This window comes from Pseudomonas sp. YuFO20, from assembly GCF_035064975.1.
GTDB lineage: Bacteria > Pseudomonadota > Gammaproteobacteria > Pseudomonadales > Pseudomonadaceae > Aquipseudomonas > Aquipseudomonas putida_AE.
Map to the genome: position 1 here is coordinate 1 of NZ_JAXDEO010000112.1, position 6,957 is coordinate 6,957.

Sequence of the window (6,957 nt, forward strand, 5' to 3'; positions counted from 1 at the left end):
GCTGCGATCTTTTCAAAGATCAAAAGATCGCAGCCTCGTTCCACGAGACAGCTCCTACATGCAGTTGTCGGCAATCTGTTTCTGCGTTTCGCCGATGCGCTCCTGGCGTTGGGAGTCATCCAGACGCCGCATCTGGCCATCCACTTCCTCTCTCAAGCGCGGATTATTCTGCAACTGCGCCAGGTTGGTTCGTGCCTGTTCGCAGAAAGCCCTCAATTGATTCTGTTGCTCGGCCACCTGCTGCTTCACCGACTTGTCGATCGCCTGTTGGTCACCAATGGCGCCGCTCTGTGCGGCGGTACCCGATTTTCCAGAGGAGGCGGGCGTGACGAGGGTCGTGGCTGGCTGATCCCTGGGCGGTTGCGCATCGAAATGGGTAACGCCCTGGGCGTCGACCCACTGGTAAATTTGCGCGGCCAGGGACAGCGGGCTGAGGGCGGCCATCAGGCCGGCGATGAAGAAGTGCGTACGCATGCCAATTCCTAGTCAAAAGTTGCGCAATTGAAGCTAACACACTGGGGGTTTACAGGTTTTTTCTTGCGTTCTCATGTGGTTAGTAGAATAAACCTCATAGACGACTTGACTTGCAGGGGACGAAACAGAAGAATCCAAAGTCCGCTGTAGAGGGACTGCCAGAAGCAGACCCACTCGGCAGATCATGAGGCGCACATCCGCGCCGACCTGTTACACCCGCAACGCGTTACCTCGCGCTGGGTGGGAAAGGCCCGCAACACTTGGGACGATCCCAATACTTGCTCAGTCAGTGCTGACGTAGTCGGCGACCACCGTCGCTCATGCTCTGCTGAGAAGTAAACCTATTAAGACCCGTCCCTTTTGTGGGCGGTATTCTGGCGTTTTAGAGGTGAACAACGTGGAGCTTTTATCTGGCGGTGAGATGCTCGTCCGCTTTTTGCGTGACGAAGGCGTCAAATATATCTACGGGTACCCGGGTGGTGCTCTTCTTCATGTCTATGATGCCCTGTTCAAAGAACCGGAAGTGACCCACATCCTGGTTCGTCACGAGCAGGCCGCGACCCATATGGCTGACGGCTACGCCCGTGCCACCGGTAAAGCCGGCGTGGTACTGGTGACTTCCGGCCCGGGCGCGACCAACGCCATCACCGGTATCGCCACGGCCTACATGGACTCCATTCCGATGGTGGTGATTTCCGGCCAGGTGCCGAGCACCATGGTCGGTACCGACGCCTTCCAGGAAACCGACATGATCGGTATCTCCCGGCCGATCGTGAAACACAGCTTCATGATCAAGCACGCGTCGGAAATCCCGGAAGTCATGAAGAAAGCCTTCTACCTGGCGCAATCCGGTCGTCCTGGTCCTGTCGTTGTCGATATCCCGAAAGACATGACCAACCCGGCCGAGAAGTTCGAATACATCTTCCCGAAAAAAGCCAAGCTGCGCTCCTACAGCCCGGCCGTTCGCGGCCACTCGGGGCAAATCCGCAAGGCGGCAGAAATGCTCCTGGCGGCCAAGCGTCCCGTGATGTATTCGGGCGGTGGCGTGATTCTCGGCAACGGCTCCGCGCCGCTGACCGAGCTGGCGAAAATGCTCAACCTGCCAGTGACCAATACCCTGATGGGCCTGGGCGGTTTCCCTGGCACCGACCGTCAGTTCATCGGCATGCTGGGCATGCACGGCAGCTACACCGCCAACCTGGCGATGCACCATGCTGACGTGATCCTGGCCGTCGGCGCACGGTTCGACGACCGCGTCATCAACGGCGCATCGAAGTTCTGCCCGAACGCCAAGATCATTCACATCGACATCGACCCGGCTTCGATCTCCAAGACCATCAAGGCCGATGTGCCTATCGTGGGTCCGGTCGAGAGCGTCCTGACCGAAATGGTCGCGATCCTCAAGGAAATCGGCGAGACCCCGAACAAGGAGTCCGTTGCCAGCTGGTGGAAGCAGATCGACGAGTGGCGCGGTGACCGCGGCCTGTTCCCTTATGACAAGGGCGACGGCAGTGTCATCAAGCCGCAAGCGGTGATCGAGACCCTGTGCGAAGTGACCAAGGGCGATGCCTTTGTTGCTTCCGACGTGGGTCAGCACCAGATGTTCGCGGCGCAGTACTACAAGTTCAACAAGCCGAACCGCTGGATCAACTCCGGTGGCCTGGGCACCATGGGCTTCGGCTTCCCGGCGGCCATGGGTATCAAGTTGAGCTTTCCGGATGACGACGTCGCCTGCGTAACGGGCGAGGGCAGCATCCAGATGAACATTCAGGAACTGTCGACCTGCCTGCAATACGGTTTGCCGGTAAAAATCGTCATCCTGAACAACGGTGTGCTGGGCATGGTTCGCCAGTGGCAGGACATGAGCTACGGCAGCCGCCACTCTCATTCCTACATGGAATCGCTGCCTGATTTCGTCAAGCTGGCAGAGGCCTACGGCCACGTTGGCGTGCGCATTACCGATTCGAAAGATTTGAAGTCGAAGATGGAAGAGGCGTTCGCCATGAAAGATCGCCTGGTGGTGATCGATATTTCGGTCGACACCAGCGAGCACGTCTACCCGATGCAGATCAAAGACGGCTCCATGCGCGATATGTGGCTGAGCAAGACGGAGCGTACTTAATCATGCGGCACATTATTTCCTTGCTTCTGGAAAACGAACCTGGCGCTTTGTCTCGTGTAGTCGGCCTGTTCTCGCAGCGCAACTACAACATCGAAAGCCTGACCGTGGCGCCAACCGAAGACCCGACCCTGTCGCGTCTGACGCTGACCACCGTGGGTCACGATGAAGTCATCGAGCAGATCACCAAGAACCTGAACAAGCTGATCGAAGTGGTCAAATTGGTCGACCTGTCGGAAAGTGCTCACATCGAGCGCGAACTGATGCTGGTCAAGGTCAAGGCCACCGGCGCCCAGCGCGCCGAGATCAAGCGCACCACCGATATTTACCGTGGACAGATCGTCGATGTCAGTGCCAGCGTGTATACCGTTCAATTGACCGGTACCAGCGACAAGCTCGACAGCTTCATCCAGTCCATTGGCACCGCCTCGATCCTGGAGACCGTCCGCAGTGGCGTCACCGGTATCGCCCGCGGCGACAAAGTACTCAGCATCTAAACCAAATTAGCGAATGGCCTGAACGGCCTGATATAGGGGAAATTCATGAAAGTTTTCTACGATAAAGACTGCGACCTGTCGATCATCCAGGGCAAGAAAGTTGCCATCATCGGTTACGGTTCCCAGGGCCACGCTCAAGCGTGCAACCTGAAAGACTCCGGTGTTGACGTGACTGTTGGCCTGCGCAAAGGCTCGGCCACCGTTGCCAAGGCTGAAGCCCACGGCCTGAAAGTGACTGACGTTGCTTCCGCCGTTGCTGCTGCCGACCTGGTCATGATCCTGACCCCGGACGAGTTCCAGTCCTCTCTGTACAAGAACGAAATCGAGCCGAACATCAAGAAAGGCGCCACCCTGGCCTTCTCCCACGGCTTCGCGATCCACTACAACCAGGTAGTGCCACGCGCTGACCTCGACGTGATCATGATCGCGCCGAAGGCGCCAGGCCACACCGTGCGTTCCGAGTTCGTCAAAGGCGGCGGTATCCCTGACCTGATCGCGATCTACCAGGACGCTTCGGGCAACGCTAAAAACGTAGCACTGTCCTACGCAGCTGGCGTGGGTGGCGGTCGTACCGGCATCATCGAAACCACTTTCAAGGACGAGACCGAAACCGACCTGTTCGGCGAACAAGCCGTTCTGTGCGGCGGTACCGTTGAACTGGTAAAAGCCGGTTTCGAAACCCTGGTTGAAGCTGGCTACGCGCCGGAAATGGCCTACTTCGAGTGCCTGCACGAACTGAAGCTGATCGTTGACCTCATGTACGAAGGCGGTATCGCCAACATGAACTACTCGATCTCCAACAACGCCGAGTACGGCGAGTACGTGACCGGCCCGGAAGTCATCAACGCCGAATCCCGTCAGGCCATGCGCAACGCCCTGAAACGTATTCAGGACGGCGAATACGCCAAGATGTTCATCAGCGAAGGCGCTACCGGCTATCCTTCGATGACCGCCAAGCGTCGTAACAACGCCGCGCACGGTATCGAAGTCATCGGCGAGCAACTGCGCTCCATGATGCCGTGGATCGGTGCCAACAAGATCGTCGACAAAGCCAAGAACTAAGTCGAGCTCTTGTACGAAAAACGCGGCTTAGGCCGCGTTTTTTCGTTTGGGGGGCTGGTTCTGGTATAAAGCTGCATCGTTTGCGGTCGAACCGTCGTCCCAGACACCTGTCGAAACTTTCCACCCCGTTGCAAGGTAATGTCCATGAGCGAACGTCCCGAAGAGCCAAACCAGGCCTCTGACGCCGAAAGCCTGCTGCCCATCGATGAACATGTCGAAGAAGGGCATGACGCTGAAGGCCGTAAAGTCCGGCATCGTGGTATCTATCTTCTGCCGAATCTGTTTACCACGGCGAACCTGTTCGCCGGTTTCTATTCCATCATCAACTCGATGAGTGCCCAGGCTGCCTTGAGCGCCGGTGACTCGATCGGTGCGAGCAAGTATTTCGCCTTTGCCGCCATCGCGATTTTCGTGGCGATGGTGCTCGACGGCCTCGACGGCCGCGTTGCGCGCATGACCAATACCCAGAGCGCCTTCGGTGCCGAGTACGACTCACTGTCGGACATGGTCGCCTTTGGTGTGGCACCGGCATTGCTCGCCTTCGGCTGGGCCCTGGGCGACATGGGCAAGGTCGGCTGGATGGTCGCCTTCATCTATGTAGCGGGCGCGGCGTTGCGCCTGGCGCGTTTCAATACCCAGGTCGGTACCGCCGACAAGCGCTATTTCATCGGTCTGGCCAGCCCGGCCGCAGCCGGTGTGGTGGCGGGGATAGTCTGGGCGTTCAGCGATTACGGCATCCAGGGTTCGAAGATGTCCTTCCTGGTGGCGCTGTTGGTTGCGGCGGCCGGCATGCTGATGGTCAGCAACATCAAATACAACAGCTTCAAGGAACTGGATTTGAAGGGGCGCGTACCTTTCGTGGCGATCCTCGCCGTGGTGCTGGTGTTTGCAGTCGTGTTCAGTGATCCGCCGCGTATCCTGCTCCTGGTATTCCTCGGCTACGCAGCCTCAGGTCCCGTGCAATACCTGTTACATCTTCGTCGGCGCAAAAGCGCCGAGTGATGTAATTTCCCTCATACTCCGCAGTACGTTGGTGCGTCTGTTCTCCAATGCTGCGGAGTAGCCATGCTGATCAAAGTCCCAAAAGCGTCCGACTGCCATGAGTCGGACGTCACGCCTGAATCCCTCTATTTTTCCCGACGCAATGTTTTGGGTGCGGCCGTGGCCGGATTGGCCGTGAGCAGTCTGCCTCGATGGGCTGTGGCCGATGAAGCGGCGCGTTACCCGGATGTCGAGCCTGGCAAGGCACCGTCCTGGTTTGCCGAAAAGCTTCCATCCACCCAGTGGGGCGCCGTCACCGTCAAGGATGAGGCGATCACCCCGTTCAAGGACGCCACGCACTACAACAACTTCTATGAGTTCGGCGCAGACAAAGGCGACCCGGCTGCCAACGCCGGCGCACTGAAGACCCAACCCTGGACCGTGGTCGTGGACGGGGAGGTGGGCCGGCCTGGGCGGTATGCGCTGGAAGACTTCATGAAGCCTTATCAGTTGGAAGAGCGCATCTACCGTCTGCGCTGCGTGGAGGCGTGGTCGATGGTGATTCCATGGATCGGTTTCCCGATTTCGGCATTGCTCAAACAGGTGGAGCCTACGTCAAAAGCCAAATTCATCCGCTTCGAAACCCTGCAGGATCCCAAGAGCATGCCAGGCCAACGGTCCGGGTTCGCCTTGATCGACTGGCCTTATGTAGAAGGGCTGCGATTGGATGAAGCCATGAACCCACTGGCAATACTGGCGGTGGGCATGTACGGGCGTGAGTTGCCGAATCAGAACGGGGCGCCCCTGCGTCTGGTGGTGCCATGGAAATACGGGTTCAAAAGCATCAAGTCCATTGTCCGGATAAGCTTGGTGAGCGAGCAGCCTGAAACCACCTGGCAGAGTATTGCCTCCGACGAGTACGGCTTCTACGCGAACGTGAACCCTACGGTTGACCACCCGCGCTGGACTCAGGCGCGCGAGCGTCGATTGCCCAGTGGCCTGTTCAAGCCGAATGTACGCGACACGCTGATGTTCAACGGCTATGCGGATGAAGTCGCTTCTTTATATGCAGGGCTAGATCTGCGGAAGAATTACTGATGCGCCATCCGCTCTGGCGTACAGCGGTTTTCGTGAGTGCAATGGTGTGGCCGCTGCTGTGGTTGTACCAGGCGTGGCAGGATGCACTGGGGCCTGATCCTGGCAAGGTGCTGGTGGATCGGTTGGGGTTGGGGACGCTTGTTCTGTTGCTCATCACATTGAGCATGACGCCGCTGCAAAAGCTCACGGGTTGGGCCGGGTGGATAGCTGTCCGGCGGCAACTGGGGTTGTGGTGTTTCGCTTACGTCGTCCTGCATTTGAGCGCCTACCTGGCGTTCATCCTTGGGTTCGACTGGTCGCAGCTGGGTGTGGAGCTGCGCAAACGTCCGTACATCATTGTCGGGGCCTTGGGCTTTTTGTGTTTGCTGGTGTTGGCGTGCACTTCCAATCGCTACAGTCAGCGGCGTTTGGGCGTGCGCTGGAAGAAGCTGCATCGTCTGGCGTATCTGATTCTGGTGCTCGGATTGCTGCACATGCTCTGGATCGTGCGTGCCGATCTGAAGGAGTGGGCGATCTATGCGTCCATAGGTGCGCTGTTGTTAGTGCTGAGGCTGCCGCCCCTGGCGCGTCGAATCCCGCGTTTGGTGGCTAAAAAGGGCGCTTCTGCCAAAAAGGCCTAATTAGTGGTTGACGGCAGATTCTGGAAGCCTATAATTCGCCCCACTTCCGGCGCAGTCGAAACGGAAAACTCCTTGGTAAACAATGAGTTACGCAGTTTTGACAGCA

Annotated in this window: 7 protein-coding genes; 6 read left to right on the top strand and 1 reads right to left on the bottom strand. The window is 58.1% G+C overall.

The window, feature by feature from the left end:
- Window positions 1–54 precede the first annotated feature (54 nt).
- Complete coding sequence (locus tag SOP85_RS30315; protein ID WP_323608702.1) at window positions 55–474, bottom strand: DUF4124 domain-containing protein; 420 nt, start codon at window positions 472–474, stop codon at window positions 55–57.
- A 397-nt stretch (window positions 475–871) separates the two neighbouring features.
- Here SOP85_RS30315 and SOP85_RS30320 point away from each other — a divergent pair, with 397 nt between their 5' ends.
- The 6 genes from SOP85_RS30320 (at window position 872) to msrQ (ending at window position 6,851) form a co-directional block, all read left to right on the top strand.
- A complete protein-coding gene (locus SOP85_RS30320; protein WP_274074595.1) occupies window positions 872–2,596 on the top strand; it encodes an acetolactate synthase 3 large subunit in 1,725 nt (574 codons plus the stop codon).
- Window positions 2,597–2,598: 2 nt separating this feature from the next.
- Entirely contained in the window at window positions 2,599–3,090 is a 492-nt protein-coding gene (ilvN, locus tag SOP85_RS30325; RefSeq protein WP_003176102.1) for an acetolactate synthase small subunit, read from the top strand.
- A gap of 45 nt (window positions 3,091–3,135) precedes the next feature.
- Window positions 3,136–4,152 (top strand): ketol-acid reductoisomerase, encoded by a 1,017-nt coding sequence (gene ilvC / locus SOP85_RS30330; RefSeq protein ID WP_007909969.1) that lies wholly within the window; start codon window positions 3,136–3,138, stop codon window positions 4,150–4,152.
- 144 nt (window positions 4,153–4,296) lie between these two features.
- Window positions 4,297–5,154 carry a CDP-diacylglycerol--serine O-phosphatidyltransferase gene (gene pssA / locus SOP85_RS30335; protein ID WP_274074596.1) on the top strand — a complete coding sequence of 286 codons (858 nt, stop codon included), beginning with the start codon at window positions 4,297–4,299 and terminating at the stop codon, window positions 5,152–5,154.
- A 63-nt stretch (window positions 5,155–5,217) separates the two neighbouring features.
- Window positions 5,218–6,231: a protein-methionine-sulfoxide reductase catalytic subunit MsrP gene (gene msrP / locus SOP85_RS30340; protein ID WP_323629326.1), complete on the top strand. Its 1,014-nt coding sequence runs from the start codon at window positions 5,218–5,220 to the stop codon at window positions 6,229–6,231.
- Window positions 6,231–6,851 (top strand): protein-methionine-sulfoxide reductase heme-binding subunit MsrQ, encoded by a 621-nt coding sequence (gene msrQ / locus SOP85_RS30345; protein WP_323629327.1) that lies wholly within the window; start codon window positions 6,231–6,233, stop codon window positions 6,849–6,851. Before msrP ends, msrQ begins: the two co-directional genes overlap by 1 nt.
- Window positions 6,852–6,957: the final 106 nt, after the last annotated feature.

Bases quoted from the DNA above. Each gene is read 5' to 3' on its own strand.
- ilvN (WP_003176102.1), top strand. From the start codon at position 2,599: ATGCGGCACATTATTTCCTTGCTTCTGGAAAACGAACCTGGCGCTTTG.
- ilvC (WP_007909969.1), top strand. From the start codon at position 3,136: ATGAAAGTTTTCTACGATAAAGACTGCGACCTGTCGATCATCCAGGGC.
- msrP (WP_323629326.1), top strand. From the start codon at position 5,218: ATGCTGATCAAAGTCCCAAAAGCGTCCGACTGCCATGAGTCGGACGTC.
- SOP85_RS30315 (WP_323608702.1), bottom strand. From the start codon at position 474: ATGCGTACGCACTTCTTCATCGCCGGCCTGATGGCCGCCCTCAGCCCG.
- msrQ (WP_323629327.1), top strand. From the start codon at position 6,231: ATGCGCCATCCGCTCTGGCGTACAGCGGTTTTCGTGAGTGCAATGGTG.
- pssA (WP_274074596.1), top strand. From the start codon at position 4,297: ATGAGCGAACGTCCCGAAGAGCCAAACCAGGCCTCTGACGCCGAAAGC.